This window comes from Phaeobacter sp. NW0010-22 (assembly GCF_040365955.1).
Classification (GTDB): Bacteria; Pseudomonadota; Alphaproteobacteria; order Rhodobacterales; family Rhodobacteraceae; genus OMPR01.
Window position 1 is genome coordinate 34,343 of record NZ_BAABWT010000005.1, and the last position, 15,518, is coordinate 49,860.

The window sequence follows — 15,518 nt, forward strand, 5'->3', positions numbered from 1 at the left end:
GCTTCCCTCGCAATCAGCCTCTTTTTGGGTCAGCATCGCGATAATTAATACAGGTTACTCAATCGTTAATCTGTCATGGATTGACTTAATTTTGGAGCAAATCTTTAACGAATGGTTAATCCCCTAAAAATGTAATGGGTTTGGGCAAGGGCTTGCTCTGCAACGCACTATGGCATTAGGTGCTCGAACCCTTTCGACCCCCTGAAACAAAACGCGGAGCGTGCTAGAATGCTAAAATCAATGACTGGCTTTGCCTCGTCCAAGGGGGAACTCCAACCGCACAATTGGAGTTGGGAACTGCGCAGTGTGAATTCCAAGGGGTTGGATCTGCGGATTCGTGTCCCTGATTGGCTTGAGGGCCTCGAAGCGCACCTGCGCGCCGCGCTTAGCAAAGCCGTTGCACGAGGCAGCGTTACCCTATCGTTGCGTTTATCGCGCGCTGACGATGCGGGTGTTATGACGCTCAACCCTGATGTGCTTGATACTGTGTTAAGTGCATTGTCAGAAATCGAACAGCAAGCGATGGATCGTGGTGTGACTCTGGCGCCGTCCAAAGCGTCGGACTTGCTAGCCATTCGCGGTATGATGGATGCAACTGTGGGGGCCGATGATCCAGCCCCGTTGGTTGCGCAGATCAAAACGGAATTTGCCCCTTTGGTTGAGGCTTTCCTGCAGATGCGAGCGGCTGAAGGGTCTGCCCTGTTGGAAATCCTGTCACGCCAGTTGGATCAGGTCGCACAGTTTACCGAAACCGCTGAGGCTCTTGCCTTGAAACGTCGTGACGCGATGGCGGAAATGCTTCAGACCAATCTTGCGCGCGTATTGGACAATACGGATGGCGCAGATGCAGACAGAGTGGCGCAGGAATTGGCTTTGTTGGTGGTCAAAGCAGACGTCACCGAAGAAATTGACCGCCTGAAAGCCCATATAGCAACGGCGCGCGATTTGTTGTCCCAAGACGGAGCTGTGGGGAGGAAGCTTGATTTCTTGATGCAAGAATTCAACCGCGAAGCCAACACGTTGTGTTCTAAATCGCAAAACGCTGAACTTACGGCTGTTGGCCTTGAGCTAAAGGCCGTTATAGATCAAATGCGTGAGCAAGTTCAAAACGTAGAATAAAGACAGGAAACTGTACGATATGTCCGATCGCCGTGGCCTCTTGATCATTTTGTCCTCCCCATCGGGAGCCGGGAAATCAACTTTGGCAAACCGCCTCAGGAGCTGGGACGAGGGGTTGAAGTTTTCTGTTTCGGCCACCACCCGGGCCCCGCGTCCGGGCGAAGAACACGGGCGCGAATACTATTTCATGTCCGAAGACAATTTTAGACAGCAAGTCACTGAAGGGGAAATGTTGGAGCACGCGCACGTGTTCGGCAATTTCTACGGCTCACCCGCCGGGCCCGTTCGTGACACCATCGAATCCGGGCGTGATGTGTTGTTTGATGTCGATTGGCAGGGGGAAATCCAGATCAGAAATTCCGATTTGGGCAAACATGCTTTGTCGATCTTTATCTTGCCGCCCTCGATCCGGGAACTGCGGCGCCGGCTGGAAACCCGGGGACAAGACAGCGTCGACACGATCTCTAAGCGGATGTTGAAAAGCTGGGATGAGATCAGCCACTGGGGCTATTACGATTATGTGCTGGTCAATGATGATCTGGATCAGACCGAGGAAAAGCTCAGAACCATCATAAGCGCGGAACGCATGCGTCGCATTCAGCAGCCAAACCTGCAGGCGCACGTTCGTACATTGCAATCCGAATTCGAGGAAATGTCATGACCCTTTACGCTTTGAATGGCCATTCGCCACAAATTCACGAAGACACTTGGGTGGCGCCAGATGCCAACCTAATTGGTAAGGTTGTGATGGAGGCCGGATCGTCTGTTTGGTTCGGATGCACCATTCGCGCCGACCACGAGGAGATACGTGTGGGCGAGGGCAGCAATGTTCAGGAAAACTGTGTCATGCACATTGATGCAGGGTATCCGCTGACCATCGGCAAAAATTGCACAATCGGACACAAGGTCATGCTGCATGGCTGCACCATCGGCGACAACTCCTTGGTCGGTATGGGTGCCACGATCCTGAACGGGGCAAAAATTGGTAAGAATTGCTTGATTGGGGCCGGGGCATTGGTCACAGAGAACAAAGAGATCCCAGACAATTCTTTGGTGATGGGTTCACCTGGCAAAGTTGTACGTCAGGTTGACGAAGCGAACGCGCAACGTATCACAATGGGAGCGTTGCATTACCAAGAGAACATGCGGAAATTCCGGGAGACCCTGACCAAAGTGGACTGAACATCCAGTCGACATGGGGAATTGAAAAGCCCGTTTGCGATATCGTATTCGAAGGCCGCACACTACGGAGTGCAGCATCATTTTTACATTCATGCCGTAGCAAGGCCGACAAACGATACAACCTGAGGCCCTCGCGATGTCTAACGATCTCAACACTGCATTTTTGTCGGCTACGCCGTTACCCGCTTTGTTGGTGGATCAGTCTGAGCGGATCATTAGCGCAAATGCTGATGCACACGCGTTGCTTGGGCAACACATTACCGGGCGCCATTTCGCGACCATTCTACGCCAACCGCTGGTCATTGAGGCGATTGAGTCCAGCTTACGTTCCAAGGCCCCGCGCGAGACGCGTCACCTGTCCAACGATGGCGCACGTGATACCACTTATGTGGTGCATTGTCGGTATGTGAATGGCATCGGAGCAGTGCAAGGGGGCGCTGTAATGGTCACCTTCATGGATGTGACCCATCTTGAACATGCCGAACAAATGCGCCGCGACTTTGTCGCCAATGTCAGTCACGAATTGCGAACCCCTTTGACCGCCTTGATGGGGTTCATCGAAACACTGCGTGGACCCGCCCGGGACGATTCACAAGCACGCGATCGGTTTCTAAAAATCATGGATGATGAATCCAATCGGATGAATCGTCTTGTGGGGGATTTGTTGTCCTTGAACCGCGTCGAAAGCGAAGAACGGGTGCGTCCCAAAGAAGAGGTCGATTTGACGGCTCAGCTTGCGTCGACGTTAAACTCCATTCGCCCGCTCGCTGAATCTGCCGGAGTGGATTTGAATTTGGTCGCGCCAAAGGCCCCCTTGATCGTGGCAGGGGATCCTGATCAATTGCAGCAGGTGTTTACCAATCTCATTGAAAACGCGATAAAATATGGCGGCAGCGGAGGCGTTGTAGATGTGTCTCTGACGCAGGTTGAGCGCGATCCAGCGATCCGTGCCCCGGCGATCCACATCCAAATCGCAGATAAGGGTCCCGGAATCGATTCCGTGCACCTGCCTCGGCTGACCGAACGATTTTATCGAGGTGACAATCACCGTTCTCGCGAATTGGGAGGAACGGGCCTTGGACTGGCGATTGTGAAACACATCATTAACCGTCATCGAGGTCGGTTGCGGATTGAAAGCAAATTAGGTCAAGGAACTGTTTTTACAGTCATTTTGCCACGCTAACTGTCTTGGTTTCAAGAAATGTCCAGACCATTAAGCCTGCTGTGCAAAGCCTTTTTTTTGGTTGAGTGTCACATTTTTTGGGGGTTGTCATGAAGCTGTTACATAGCTGTCACAAAAGCCACATGCAGATCTTCTAATCCTCGCCCCAAGGTCATCATGGGGATGACCAAACCAATTCACTGACCCAAGGAGACTGAAATGTCTTTTGTGAAACTCACCGCTTCTGCTCTGGCCATCGCGGCCGTTTCTGCCACCGCTGCCTCCGCGCGTGATCAGGTGCAGGTTGCAGGCTCTTCAACTGTTCTGCCGTATGCTTCGATCGTGGCCGAAGCCTTTGGCGAAAACTTTGACTTCCCGACGCCTGTTGTTGAATCGGGTGGCTCTTCGGCTGGCCTCAAGCGGTTTTGCGAAGGTGTTGGCGAAAGCACAATCGACGTTGCAAACGCTTCGCGTAAGATCAAAGAAAAAGAAATCAAAAAATGTGCTGAAAATGGTGTGACCGACATCATCGAAGTGCGCATTGGCTATGATGGCATCGTCTTTGCGTCTGACATCAAAGGTCAGACTTTTGAATTCACCCCAACCGATTGGTATTTGGCTCTGTCCGACACTGTTCTGGTTGACGGCAAGATGGTTCCAAACGCAGCAAAAACATGGGCCGACGTAAACCCAGCGTTCCCGGCACAGGATATCCAAGCATTCATTCCAGGCACCAAGCACGGCACACGCGAAGTGTTCGAAGATAAGGTGATCCTAGCGGGCTGTGAAGCCACCGGCGCATTCGAGCACCACCTAGCAGCCGCTGAAGGCGACACCGCCAAGAAGAAAAAGAAAGCCGCTGAAAAGGCCTGCATCGCGCTGCGCACAGATGGTCGTTCAGTTGATATCGATGGCGACTATACTGAAACACTGGCCCGCATCGAAAGCAACAAAGACGGCATCGGTGTCTTTGGTCTGGCGTTTTATGAAAACAACACCGACAAGCTGCAAGTTGCGACCATGTCGGGCATCGTTCCTTCGACTGAATCCATCGCAACCGGCGAATACCCTGTATCGCGCCCGTTGTTTTTCTACGTGAAGAAAGCCCACATCGGTGTGATCCCAGGTCTGAAAGAATACGCTGAATTCTTTGTTGCAGATGAAATCGCTGGTTCGGACGGCCCTCTGTCTGAATACGGTTTGGTTGCTGATCCAGAGTTGGAAAAAACCCAAGAGGCTGTCGCAGACGAAGCCATCATGGGTGGCAACTCCTAATCCTTTGACGGATTAACACGATTGGTCGGGGCAGGGCGATCTTGCCTCGGCTTTATTACTTTCCTCACCTTGGATCGCTTGACGCGACTGGAGCCCAAGATGCCGACGATTTGGCTCGTTGTTTCACTGTTTGTCCTGTCAGCCATTGGCTTTTTTGTTGGGCGTAATCGCGCCCTACAGTCAGCTAGTGGCGATACGCGGGACCTGCATTCGCTGCCGATTTACTACGGTATGAACGTAGCACTGACTGCTCTTATTCCTGCGCTTAGTGTTCTTGTAATCTGGGTTCTGGCGCAACCGATGATCATCGACACGCAAGTGTCGCGGACGATCCCGGCTGAATTGATCCCTGAAAGCAGCACTCGTGGTCTGGTGATGTCGGATGTGCGACGGGTCGCAGACGGTCTTGATCTTGCGGTAAGTTTGGGTGGCATGACTGAGGCTGATTCACGGGCCATCAATGCAGAAACGACTGATGTTCGAGCACGTTTAGGTGAATACGGTGTTGCCCTTGGGTCTGATGTCCGTCCCGAAGTGTTAAAAGCTGCACAGAGCTATCGCAATTTAACGGCGACTGCCTCATTGGCAATGAATGTGGTTGTAGCGGTCTTGGCAATTGGCGGTCTCGCCTTTGCCTATTCTAAAACGCACAAAGATTTCCGCGCCCGCAACGTGGTCGAACGCGGAGTTCTGGCCTTGCTGATTTTCGCGGCGTCTTTGGCGATTTTGACAACTGTCGGAATCGTGTTTTCGATGTTGTTCGAGACGCTCAATTTCTTTAGCCTACATGACTGGAAAGACTTTTTCCTTGGCACGACCTGGGCCCCGAATTTCCGCGGAGACAGCGAACTTTCGATTTTGCCGCTCCTGTGGGGCACACTCTACATCTCTTTCATCGCATTGTTGGTTGCGGTTCCGGTTGGCTTGTTTGCGGCTGTTTACCTGTCCGAATATGCGTCCGGGGCGACACGAGCTTTTGCCAAACCTCTGCTCGAAATTCTCGCCGGTATTCCGACCATTGTTTATGGTCTGTTTGCTTTGTTGACCGTTGGGCCAATGCTGGTCAGAGTTTTCGGGCGCGGTGATAATGGGTTGCTTGGTGTCGAATGGATGGCCGGTGCAACCTCTGTTTTGACGGCTGGCATTGTGATGGGGATCATGTTGATCCCGTTCGTATCTTCGTTGTCGGACGATATTATCAACGCAGTTCCGCAATCCATGCGCGATGGGTCTTTGGGGCTGGGCGCGACGAAGTCGGAAACCGTGCGACAGGTGGTTTTGCCCGCCGCTTTGCCCGGCATCGTTGGAGCGGTTTTGCTGGCAGCGTCGCGCGCTATTGGTGAGACTATGATTGTGGTTATGGGTGCGGGTGCAATCGCCAAGTTTTCGCTCAACCCGCTGGAATCTATGACAACTATTACCACACGTATCGTAAGTCAGCTGACCGGAGATACCGATTTTGCCAGCCCTGAAACGCTGGTAGCCTTTGCTTTGGGTTTGACACTCTTTGTGCTGACCTTGGGCTTGAACGTTCTGGCGCTGTTGATCGTGCGCAAATACCGGGAACAGTACGAATGAGTGATATCAGTCAAACACCTGAAAACGGGTCCAGTAAACACGCTGGTTCGTTGCTCACGCCGAACCCCCGTACCATCAAACGCAACAGTGCTGAAAAACGCTTTCAGATCTATGGAATTGCGGCGATTGCCGTCGGTCTGTTGATGCTGGTTGTGTTGGTCACAACGATCCTTGGAAAAGGAGTTGGGGCCTACAGCCAGACTTTCATCACACTGGATGTGGAACTGCTGGAAAAGAAACTGGACAAGAAGGGAACCCGCAACATTGATGACATCAAAAAGGTCACAACGTTTGGGTACTCTCCTCTGATCAAGAACGCATTCAAGACTAAGGTTGCTGAGCTAGGAATTGAAACCGATCTGAAGTTAAAAAAGCAGGCCGCATTGCTGTCCAAAAGCGCAGCAGGTCAGTTGCGGAACTACGTGATCGCGAACCCTGACATGATTGGCGAGACAGTCACGTTCCGGTTCCTGACCAACAGTCGCGTGGATGGGTACATGAAGGGGCGCGTAAGCCGCGATAGCATCGCAAACGACAAGAGTATTTCCCCCGAGCAACTTGATCTTGTTGATGAGTTGGTTGCCACAGGAACCATCAAAAAGACCTTTAACATCGACTTCATTCTGGGCGCAGATGCATCTGACCAACGTCCCGAAGCCGCGGGAATGGGCGTTTCGATGTTGGGTTCGTTGTCCATGATGTTTGTCGTGCTTGGTCTTGCCTTGCCAATCGGTGTCGCTGCATCAATCTATCTTGAAGAGTTCGCCCCGCAAAATTGGCTGACCGATATCATTGAGGTCAATATTTCAAACCTGGCTGCGGTTCCATCGATTGTGTTTGGTATTCTTGGTTTGGCCGTGTTTATCAATTACATGCATCTGCCCACATCTGCGCCGTTGGTTGGTGGTCTGGTTCTGACACTAATGACATTGCCGACGATCATCATTTCCACACGTGCCTCGCTGAAGTCCGTTCCGCCGAGCATCCGTGATGCGGCGCTGGGGGTCGGGGCAAGCAAGATGCAGGCGGTGTTCCACCATGTTTTGCCTTTGGCAGCACCCGGTATTCTGACTGGGACAATCATCGGGTCGGCTCAGGCGCTGGGGGAAACGGCACCGCTGTTGTTGATCGGTATGGTTGGCTTTATCGCCTCAAATGCGCCGGACAGCGTTGCATCAGGCTTGTTGGATCCCAACTCGGCCATGCCTGCGCAAATCTACGAATGGGCCAAACGCGCGGACCCAGCATTTTATGAACGCGCCTGGGGTGGTATCATCATCCTTCTGGTCTTCCTCGTCACCATGAACACGGTGGCTGTGATCCTGCGCCGCCGCTTTGAACGCCGCTGGTAAGAAGGGGTAGAACAATGAACGACATGACACTCGTGGAGAGAGATGTGGAAACACGTAAAACCAAGATTTCCGCAACAGACGTTCAGGTCTATTACGGTGAAACCCATGCGATTAAAGACGTGAACGTCGAGATCGAAGAAAAAACCGTAACCGCTTTTATCGGCCCTTCGGGTTGCGGAAAATCCACATTCTTGCGTTGTCTCAATCGGATGAACGATACAATTGATGTTTGTCGGGTGCAGGGCAAGATCCTGTTGGATGGTGAGAACATTTACGACAAACGCGTCGATCCAGTTCAGCTGCGAGCCAAAGTCGGAATGGTATTTCAAAAGCCAAATCCGTTCCCCAAGTCGATTTATGACAACGTTGCATATGGGCCGCGCATCCATGGTTTGGCTCGGAACAAAGCCGACCTTGATGACATCGTTGAGAAATCCCTGCGTCGCGGTGCGATCTGGAATGAGGTTAAAGACCGCCTGGATGCTCCTGGTACGGGCCTGTCAGGTGGTCAGCAGCAGCGGTTGTGCATTGCCCGCGCAGTTGCAACCGAACCCGAGGTTTTGCTGATGGACGAGCCGTGTTCCGCGCTCGACCCGATTGCAACGGCGCAGGTTGAAGAATTGATTGATGAGTTACGTCAGAGCTATTCCGTCGTGATCGTGACCCACTCGATGCAGCAGGCCGCACGTGTCAGTCAGAAAACCGCGTTTTTTCATTTGGGCAACTTGGTTGAATTCGGCGAAACGGGACAGATATTCACCAATCCCCGAGACCCACGCACCGAAAGCTATATCACCGGCCGGATCGGCTAAGTCAGGACGACATAAACATGACAGAACAACATATTACATCCGTTTATGATCGTGATCTTGAAGCTGTTCAGGCCCATATCATGAAGATGGGCGGGCTGGTCGAGGCAGCCATTATGAGCGCTGCGCGGTCACTTGAAACCCGGGATGTCGAGCTGGCTACCGAAGTTCGGGCGGGAGACAAAGCAATTGATGCCCTCGAAGAGATCATCAACGAAGAAACCGCCCGTTTGATCGCATTGCGGTCGCCAACAGCAAGTGATTTGCGCTTGGTTTTGTCCGTTCTCAAGGTTTCAGCAAACCTGGAACGGATTGGCGATTATGCCAAGAACATTGCCAAACGCACCACAGTTTTGGTTGAAACACCTCCCGTGAACGACAGCGCCGCTGCATTGCGACGGATGGCGCGCGAAGTGGAGTTGATGCTCAAGGATGCATTGGATGCATATATTCAGCGGGATGCGGAGTTGGCGATGGATGTGATCACGCGTGACCACGAAGTGGACCAGATGTACAATGCTCTGTTTCGAGAATTTCTGACCTTTATGGCAGAAGATCCACGCAACATCACCGCATGTATGCACTTGCATTTCATCGCCAAGAACATCGAACGTATGGGGGATCACGTGACCTCTATCGCAGAGCAGGTGGTCTATCTGGTTACGGGTTCGCGCCCAGAAGACGCGCGTCCAAAAGCAGACGTCACCTCAGTTCCATCAAAGGAGTAAGGTCCAATGTCAGCAGATCAGCCGACAGTCCTTGTTGTCGAAGATGAGCACGCACAGCGTGAAGTTTTGGCTTACAACCTTGAGGCCGAAGGTTTTAAGGTGTCCAAAGCCGAGAACGGTGAAGAAGCGCTGCTTTTGGTGGATGAAGACAACCCGGATATCATTGTTCTGGATTGGATGATGCCGAACCTGAGCGGAATCGAGGTTTGTCGCCGATTGAAAACGCGCCCCGAGACTCGTTCGATCCCGATCATTATGTTGTCTGCACGCTCTGAAGAGGTCGACAAAGTGCGCGGTCTTGAAACCGGGGCTGACGATTATGTGGTTAAGCCGTACTCCATCGTGGAATTGATGGCGCGCGTGCGCTCTCAGTTGCGACGGGTTCGACCCTCTACAGTTGGGCTGCGATTGGAGTTTGACGACATCATTCTGGATGCGGAAACGCACAAAGTCAGTCGGGATGAAAACCCGTTGAAATTGGGGCCAACTGAATTCCGGTTGCTGTCGACGTTCATGGAAAAGCCCGGGCGGGTTTGGAGTCGTGAGCAGCTTTTGGATCGTGTTTGGGGGCGGGATATCTATGTTGATACGCGCACCGTAGACGTCCACATTGGCCGGTTGCGTAAAGCTTTGACCCAATTTGGTGGTGTTGATCCAGTGCGAACTGTGCGCGGCGCGGGTTATGCGTTGGGTTAAGACTTAACGCGGCAGGTCGTCTTCTGGTTGGGCTTTCGAGGCCAGCCAATGACGGAATTCCGTCAAAGATTGGTCCCGCGATTTATTGCGTGGCCAGACCAGGTAATAGGCCCCATTGGCTTCGATCGCTTTGGGGCTGAGGGCGATCAGCCGGCCCGTCGCCAAGTCTTGTTCAATTAAATACTCAGGCATCAAGGCTACACCCAATCCGTGCAATGCGGCTTGGGTAATGGTTGAAAATTGATCGTACAGCGTCCCTGCAAGTGGCGCTTCGTTCTCAACCCCCATTTCTCTGAACCAATCCTGCCAGGCATTCGGACGGGTTTGAATGTGCAACAAAGGAAGTCGTAGCAATTGCTGCGGGGAAACGTTCAAATTCTGCTGTATAAGAGAAGGCGCGCAAACGGGTAATACGCGCTCTTTCTTTAGCATCAATGCATCGGTATCAGGCCAATTTGGAATGCCAAAATGGATGGCAGCATCAAAGGGTTCGGTGGCAAAATTGAAAGGCCGCAACTGTGTGGACATGTTGATTGTCACATCGGGATGCAGGCGCGAAAATTCGGGCAAACGTGGCATCAGCCACCGCATCCCAAAGGTCGGCAATATCGCAAGGTTCAATGTGCCGCCGACAGGGGCGACCTGCAACCGTAAGGACGCCTGTGCAATCTGGTTCAGGGCCTGTCGGATCTCAATGACGTAGTCCTGAGCCGAAGCAGTAAGCGACAGTCGCTTTCGATCGCGTTGGATAAGGTCAATGCCCATTTGTGTCTCTAGGGTCTGAAGCTGTCGGGATACCGCGCTTTGGGTCAGGTTCAGTTCCTCGGCAACGGCCGATGCTGATCCAAGGCGATCCAAAGCTTCCAACGCACGAAGCGAAGAAATAGAGGGGAGAAATCGGCGTGATGTGCTCATGTATGCGTTTTACTCATGAAAGCATGCGAAAGTCTCGCTGTTTTTTGAACTTTTCGCACGATAAACTCCACACAACTTGTTATTTGGAGACAGCGCCATGAACGCCCCGGCAAAACCAACCCTGCGTGCCAAAGATGCACCTGATCTCAGCTCATTTGATTGGGAAGACCCGTTTCGTTTGAACGATCAACTGGAAGAAGACGAACGTATGATCGCGGCCAGTGCCCGTGCCTATGCGCAGGAAAAACTGCAACCGCGCGTAACGGATGCGTTTCAAAACGAAGAAACTGATCCGGAAATTTTCCGTGAGATGGGTGAAATGGGCCTGTTGGGTGTAACTTTGCCCGAACAGTACGGAGGTTTGGGATCAGGCTATGTCAGTTATGGTCTGGTTGCGCGCGAAGTTGAGCGTGTTGATTCCGGATATCGCTCGATGATGTCGGTTCAATCCAGCCTCGTCATGTATCCGATCTATGCCTATGGCAGCGAAGAGCAGCGTATGAAATATCTGCCCAAACTGGCCTCTGGTGAATTCATTGGCTGTTTTGGTCTGACTGAACCCGATGCAGGCAGTGACCCGGCCGGCATGAAAACCCGTGCTGAAAAGACAGACGGTGGGTATCGTTTGACTGGATCGAAAATGTGGATCTCAAATGCGCCCATCGCGGATGTATTTGTGGTTTGGGCAAAATCCGATGCACACGATGGCAAGATCCGTGGCTTCATCTTGGATAAAGGTATGAAAGGCCTGAGCGCCCCTAAGATCCTGAACAAAATGAGCCTGCGCGCCTCGGTCACGGGCGAGATTGTCATGGACGGTGTCGAAGTGGGCGAAGACGCTTTGATGCCAAACGTACAAGGGTTGAAAGGTCCGTTTGGCTGTCTGAACCGAGCACGCTATGGCATCAGTTGGGGTGTCATGGGCTCTGCCGAAGCTTGCTGGTTTGGCGCACGTCAGTACGGCCTTGATCGTCACCAATTCAACCGCCCGTTGGCACACACACAGCTGTATCAGCGCAAACTGGCTGATATGCAGACAGAAATCGCACTGGGTTTGCAGGCATCGTTGCGTGTTGGTCGTTTGATGGACCAAGCAAATGCGGCACCCGAGATGATTTCTATTATTAAACGCAATAACTGCGGCAAAGCATTGGACATCGCACGGATGAGCCGGGATATGCATGGCGGCAACGGCATCAGCCTTGAATTCAATGTTATCCGTCACATGGTGAACCTAGAAACCGTGAACACCTATGAAGGGGCACATGATGTACACGCCCTGATATTGGGTCGCGCACAGACAGGTTTGCAAGCCTTCTACTAAGTACTGAATTAGACCCCGAAAAGCACGTGTCCTTGTGGGCGCGTGCTTTTTTTATGCCTTTGAACCTTTAGGGGTTCACAAAACCTTACCCATACACATATAGATACTTGAATGTATTTATTGGCGCAGAGCCAAAATACGATGGGCACGGGGCAGGGCAATGCGATTATTTACCAACCAGAAAAAACTCTTCCCGTTGTTTCCAATTCTAGATTGGGGAAGCCGGTATAATCACGCCAATTTTATGGGGGATTTGACGGCCGCTGTTATCGTCACGATCATGCTGATACCGCAGTCGTTGGCCTATGCTTTGTTGGCGGGCTTACCTGCTGAAGTTGGGCTTTATGCATCGATTTTGCCCCTGGTTGCCTATGCCGTGTTTGGGACCAGCCGTGTGCTTGCGGTTGGGCCGGTGGCCGTGGTTTCCCTGATGACGGCATCCGCTTTGGCCCCGTTGGGTTTGGAAAGCTTGCCGGCCTATATCGCAGCGGCGGCTGTGCTTGCCTTGTTATCGGGTGCCATATTGCTTGCAATGGGAGCGTTGCGATTGGGGGTTGTGGCTAATTTTCTGTCCCACCCAGTGATCGCTGGTTTCATCGCGGCCTCGGGTTTGTTGATTGCCGCCAGTCAGTTGAAACACATACTGGGTGTTTCGGTACATGGTCATACTTTACCTGAAATCTTAAGTGGCTTGGTGCACCACCTACCGGAAATGAGCTTTGCGACTTTGTTGATTGGTACGCTGGCGCTTGGGTTTCTGGTGTGGGTGCGCAAGGGCATGGCGCAGACCCTACAAAATAAGCTGGGCCTAGAGCCCAACCTAGCCAAAACCATCGCCCGCGTTGGCCCGATTTTCGCTGTGATAGGAACCACGGTTCTGGCCTGGGCTTTCAATTTGCCTGCGTTTGGTGTGGCCGTCGTTGGAACCGTTCCAACCGGACTGCCGCCATTTGGTATCCCTATGCTGGATTGGGAGTTGATACCGGCTTTGGTTGGGCCTGCTGTTCTTATTTCAGTCATTGGATATGTCGAAAGTGTTTCAGTCGCTCAGACGCTTGCATCCAAACGGAAACAACGTATCGACCCTAATCAGGAATTGATCGCATTGGGTGCGTCAAACGTTTCATCCGCTCTGTCTGGCGGGTATCCCGTGACGGGTGGGTTTGCGCGTTCGGTGGTGAACTTTGATGCGGGGGCGGAAACGCCAGCCGCTGGTGCCTTTACCGCAATTGGGTTGTTGGTCGCGGCGATGTTTTTAACACCGATGCTGTATTTCCTGCCAAAGGCTACCTTGGCGGCGACTATTATTGTTGCGGTCTTGTCTTTGGTCGATCTCTCCATCCTGAAACGCGCATGGGACTATTCAAAGGCGGATTTTGCCGCTGTTTCAGCAACCATCCTGTTAACTCTGGGGGCAGGGGTTGAAGTTGGGGTTGCCAGCGGCGTCGGCCTTTCTCTGTTGTTGTATGTATATAAAACATCGCGCCCCCATGTCGCCGAGGTTGGTTTGGTTCCAGGTGGACAGCATTTTCGCAATATCAAACGTCACAGCGTGATTGTGGAACCCAGCTTGGTCACTCTGCGGATTGACGAAAGCCTGTACTTTGCAAACGCGCGTCGGATGGAGGATCTCGTTCTTTCGCGGGCGCACCAGAATACAGGTGAGCTCCGCCATGTGATCCTGATGTGTTCGGCAGTAAATGAAATTGACCTGAGCGCGCTTGAATCGCTAGAGGCTATAAACCAACGTCTAAAGGATCTGGGCATTCAGTTGCATCTGTCCGAAGTCAAAGGGCCCGTCATGGATCGGCTAAAACGGAGCCACTTCCTTGAGGAATTGACTGGTCGCGTATTCTTGTCCCAATACAATGCATTCAAAGAGTTGCTGCAGAATGACGATGTCGCCGAACACGTGGCCTGAACTGATGCGTTCAGACAAAAACTGAGACATTTCAACGTTGAATTGGAGCGGGTAGCGGGAATCGAACCCGCACTTCAGGCTTGGGAAGCCGGCGCGCTACCACTACACCATACCCGCAACACGTTGTGTGTTACAGAGTTGCTGACGGGGTTTCAAGGCCATTGCGCCGCATCTGATCGCAAAAATATGGGCTTATTGGATCTTAGAGATGACACCTGGTGCGACAACACCATAGCATAGGAACAGCGCTTCAATTACTGATGAAGCAACTAGGCCGGGCAGGGTGATACACAAACCGTGACAAGCGATACAATAAGCCAAGAACCATCTTCAGTTTACCCTGATCATGATCAGTATCTTAGTGTGCGCTATTTCGGCAGTCTGAACGGCCTAAGGTTCTTTTGTATCTTCGCCGTTTTGTGGCATCACGCCCCCATATGGACACAGCTCTCTGATCCTCAAAGGATCCTGACGCGAGGGTTTCTAGGGGTAGATTTTTTCTTTGTTCTCAGCGGCTTCTTGATAACTACGCTGCTCTTGCGGGAAGAGGATCGAACAGGGCGCTTTTCGCTTAAAGGGTTCTATTGGCGCCGAATTTTACGGATTGTTCCAGTGTACTTCTTGGTAGTGACGGCCATTTCGATTTATTACATTGGTATCAAAGGGATGGGTGAGCTTCTTGAGCTTGTTCCGTTTTACTATCTCTTCCTGTCCAACTTTTTGGTAGAAGACATTCCCATGTTAGCACCAACTTGGTCTTTGTCGGTTGAGGAACAGTATTACCTGATCTGGCCAATGCTTTTGCTGCTTATGCCACGGCGTTCCATTTTGCCACTTCTTGTAGTGTTAATTTTTCTCAATCTTGTCGCTGTGACAGGTGGGTTGCGTTTGATTGGCATTCAACCGATTGAAGCCTATCCGCTACTTTTTAAAATGTTCACAGCAACTTATGCTCCAATCCTTATTGGATCCGGACTGGCGGTTCTGCTGCACAAGCGCGAGAGTTTTCGTCGGTTTGCCCAACTATTTGGGTCCAAGTGGTCGAGCCCAATCTTATTCACAACCTTACTTATCTTGATTCAAATATTGCCAGCGGACATGACAGGGTGGCCAAACCTTATCTTACATCTTGCCATGGCATCATGTCTGGCAAGTATCGTAATCCGCGAAGATCACCAGCTGCGTTGTGTATTTGAGTGGTCACCGTTTATTCGTGTTGGCGAAATTAGCTATGGTGTTTACCTGTACCACTTGATCGGATTGCATATCGCAACCCTCATCTTACCCAAGCTTGGTACAGATGAGGGCTGGATAATCTTCCTGGTTTACAGCGCGATTTCCATTTGTATCGCTGAGCTGAGTTTTCGCCTGTATGAAACACGCTTTCTCAAACTTCGGTATAAAACCCAAAGGTAAGGGCTGGCATATGCCAGGATACACATAGCGTATAATCATGA

General features: G+C 51.8%; 14 protein-coding genes and 1 tRNA gene. 13 read left to right on the forward strand and 2 right to left on the reverse strand.

The window, feature by feature from the left end:
- Nucleotides 1-228 precede the first annotated feature (228 nt).
- The 10 genes from ABWV33_RS11965 (at nucleotide 229) to phoB (ending at nucleotide 9,901) form a co-directional block, all read left to right on the forward strand.
- The gene (locus ABWV33_RS11965; protein ID WP_353330983.1) at nucleotides 229-1,119 is read left to right on the forward strand and encodes a YicC/YloC family endoribonuclease; all 891 of its coding nucleotides are present in this window, start codon (nucleotides 229-231) and stop codon (nucleotides 1,117-1,119) included.
- 19 nt (nucleotides 1,120-1,138) lie between these two features.
- On the forward strand, nucleotides 1,139-1,780 hold the full coding sequence (gene gmk / locus ABWV33_RS11970; RefSeq protein WP_113824211.1) for a guanylate kinase: 642 nt from the start codon (nucleotides 1,139-1,141) through the stop codon (nucleotides 1,778-1,780).
- Nucleotides 1,777-2,301 (forward strand): gamma carbonic anhydrase family protein, encoded by a 525-nt coding sequence (locus tag ABWV33_RS11975; protein WP_164617221.1) that lies wholly within the window; start codon nucleotides 1,777-1,779, stop codon nucleotides 2,299-2,301. Before gmk ends, ABWV33_RS11975 begins: the two co-directional genes overlap by 4 nt.
- 136 nt (nucleotides 2,302-2,437) lie before the next feature.
- On the forward strand, nucleotides 2,438-3,484 hold the full coding sequence (locus ABWV33_RS11980) for a sensor histidine kinase (protein WP_353330985.1): 1,047 nt from the start codon (nucleotides 2,438-2,440) through the stop codon (nucleotides 3,482-3,484).
- 198 nt (nucleotides 3,485-3,682) lie between these two features.
- The gene (locus ABWV33_RS11985; protein ID WP_113824214.1) at nucleotides 3,683-4,738 is read left to right on the forward strand and encodes a substrate-binding domain-containing protein; all 1,056 of its coding nucleotides are present in this window, start codon (nucleotides 3,683-3,685) and stop codon (nucleotides 4,736-4,738) included.
- 99 nt (nucleotides 4,739-4,837) lie between these two features.
- Nucleotides 4,838-6,316, forward strand: a complete 1,479-nt coding sequence (gene pstC, locus ABWV33_RS11990; RefSeq protein WP_353330987.1) for a phosphate ABC transporter permease subunit PstC — start codon at nucleotides 4,838-4,840, stop codon at nucleotides 6,314-6,316.
- A complete protein-coding gene (pstA, locus tag ABWV33_RS11995; protein WP_353330989.1) occupies nucleotides 6,313-7,668 on the forward strand; it encodes a phosphate ABC transporter permease PstA in 1,356 nt (451 codons plus the stop codon). The genes pstC and pstA overlap by 4 nt, the downstream gene beginning before the upstream one ends.
- 14 nt (nucleotides 7,669-7,682) lie before the next feature.
- Nucleotides 7,683-8,480: a phosphate ABC transporter ATP-binding protein PstB gene (pstB, locus tag ABWV33_RS12000; RefSeq protein WP_113824217.1), complete on the forward strand. Its 798-nt coding sequence runs from the start codon at nucleotides 7,683-7,685 to the stop codon at nucleotides 8,478-8,480.
- A gap of 17 nt (nucleotides 8,481-8,497) precedes the next feature.
- Complete coding sequence (phoU, locus tag ABWV33_RS12005; RefSeq protein ID WP_113824218.1) at nucleotides 8,498-9,205, forward strand: phosphate signaling complex protein PhoU; 708 nt, start codon at nucleotides 8,498-8,500, stop codon at nucleotides 9,203-9,205.
- Between the two features lie 6 nt (nucleotides 9,206-9,211).
- On the forward strand, nucleotides 9,212-9,901 hold the full coding sequence (phoB, locus tag ABWV33_RS12010; RefSeq protein WP_113824219.1) for a phosphate regulon transcriptional regulator PhoB: 690 nt from the start codon (nucleotides 9,212-9,214) through the stop codon (nucleotides 9,899-9,901).
- 3 nt (nucleotides 9,902-9,904) lie between these two features.
- On the opposite strand, the gene ABWV33_RS12015 is transcribed toward phoB, so the two are convergent.
- Nucleotides 9,905-10,816: a LysR family transcriptional regulator gene (locus tag ABWV33_RS12015; RefSeq protein ID WP_353330992.1), complete on the reverse strand. Its 912-nt coding sequence runs from the start codon at nucleotides 10,814-10,816 to the stop codon at nucleotides 9,905-9,907.
- Between the two features lie 97 nt (nucleotides 10,817-10,913).
- Here ABWV33_RS12015 and ABWV33_RS12020 point away from each other — a divergent pair, with 97 nt between their 5' ends.
- Complete coding sequence (locus tag ABWV33_RS12020; RefSeq protein WP_353330994.1) at nucleotides 10,914-12,140, forward strand: acyl-CoA dehydrogenase; 1,227 nt, start codon at nucleotides 10,914-10,916, stop codon at nucleotides 12,138-12,140.
- Between the two features lie 160 nt (nucleotides 12,141-12,300).
- The gene (locus ABWV33_RS12025) at nucleotides 12,301-14,061 is read left to right on the forward strand and encodes a SulP family inorganic anion transporter (protein ID WP_353330996.1); all 1,761 of its coding nucleotides are present in this window, start codon (nucleotides 12,301-12,303) and stop codon (nucleotides 14,059-14,061) included.
- Nucleotides 14,062-14,104: 43 nt separating this feature from the next.
- Here ABWV33_RS12025 and ABWV33_RS12030 read toward each other — a convergent pair.
- Nucleotides 14,105-14,178, reverse strand: a tRNA-Gly gene (locus ABWV33_RS12030).
- 180 nt (nucleotides 14,179-14,358) lie between these two features.
- Here ABWV33_RS12030 and ABWV33_RS12035 point away from each other — a divergent pair.
- Complete coding sequence (locus ABWV33_RS12035; RefSeq protein WP_353330998.1) at nucleotides 14,359-15,477, forward strand: acyltransferase family protein; 1,119 nt, start codon at nucleotides 14,359-14,361, stop codon at nucleotides 15,475-15,477.
- Nucleotides 15,478-15,518 lie beyond the last annotated feature (41 nt).

Excerpts from the sequence above, each read along its gene's own strand:
- gmk (WP_113824211.1), top strand. The coding sequence starts at position 1,139 with ATGTCCGATCGCCGTGGCCTCTTGATCATTTTGTCCTCCCCATCGGGA.
- ABWV33_RS11975 (WP_164617221.1), top strand. The coding sequence starts at position 1,777 with ATGACCCTTTACGCTTTGAATGGCCATTCGCCACAAATTCACGAAGAC.
- pstA (WP_353330989.1), top strand. The coding sequence starts at position 6,313 with ATGAGTGATATCAGTCAAACACCTGAAAACGGGTCCAGTAAACACGCT.
- ABWV33_RS11985 (WP_113824214.1), top strand. The coding sequence starts at position 3,683 with ATGTCTTTTGTGAAACTCACCGCTTCTGCTCTGGCCATCGCGGCCGTT.
- ABWV33_RS11980 (WP_353330985.1), top strand. The coding sequence starts at position 2,438 with ATGTCTAACGATCTCAACACTGCATTTTTGTCGGCTACGCCGTTACCC.
- ABWV33_RS12025 (WP_353330996.1), top strand. The coding sequence starts at position 12,301 with ATGCGATTATTTACCAACCAGAAAAAACTCTTCCCGTTGTTTCCAATT.
- pstC (WP_353330987.1), top strand. The coding sequence starts at position 4,838 with ATGCCGACGATTTGGCTCGTTGTTTCACTGTTTGTCCTGTCAGCCATT.
- ABWV33_RS12015 (WP_353330992.1), bottom strand. The coding sequence starts at position 10,816 with ATGAGCACATCACGCCGATTTCTCCCCTCTATTTCTTCGCTTCGTGCG.
- phoU (WP_113824218.1), top strand. The coding sequence starts at position 8,498 with ATGACAGAACAACATATTACATCCGTTTATGATCGTGATCTTGAAGCT.
- pstB (WP_113824217.1), top strand. The coding sequence starts at position 7,683 with ATGAACGACATGACACTCGTGGAGAGAGATGTGGAAACACGTAAAACC.
- ABWV33_RS11965 (WP_353330983.1), top strand. The coding sequence starts at position 229 with ATGCTAAAATCAATGACTGGCTTTGCCTCGTCCAAGGGGGAACTCCAA.
- ABWV33_RS12020 (WP_353330994.1), top strand. The coding sequence starts at position 10,914 with ATGAACGCCCCGGCAAAACCAACCCTGCGTGCCAAAGATGCACCTGAT.
- phoB (WP_113824219.1), top strand. The coding sequence starts at position 9,212 with ATGTCAGCAGATCAGCCGACAGTCCTTGTTGTCGAAGATGAGCACGCA.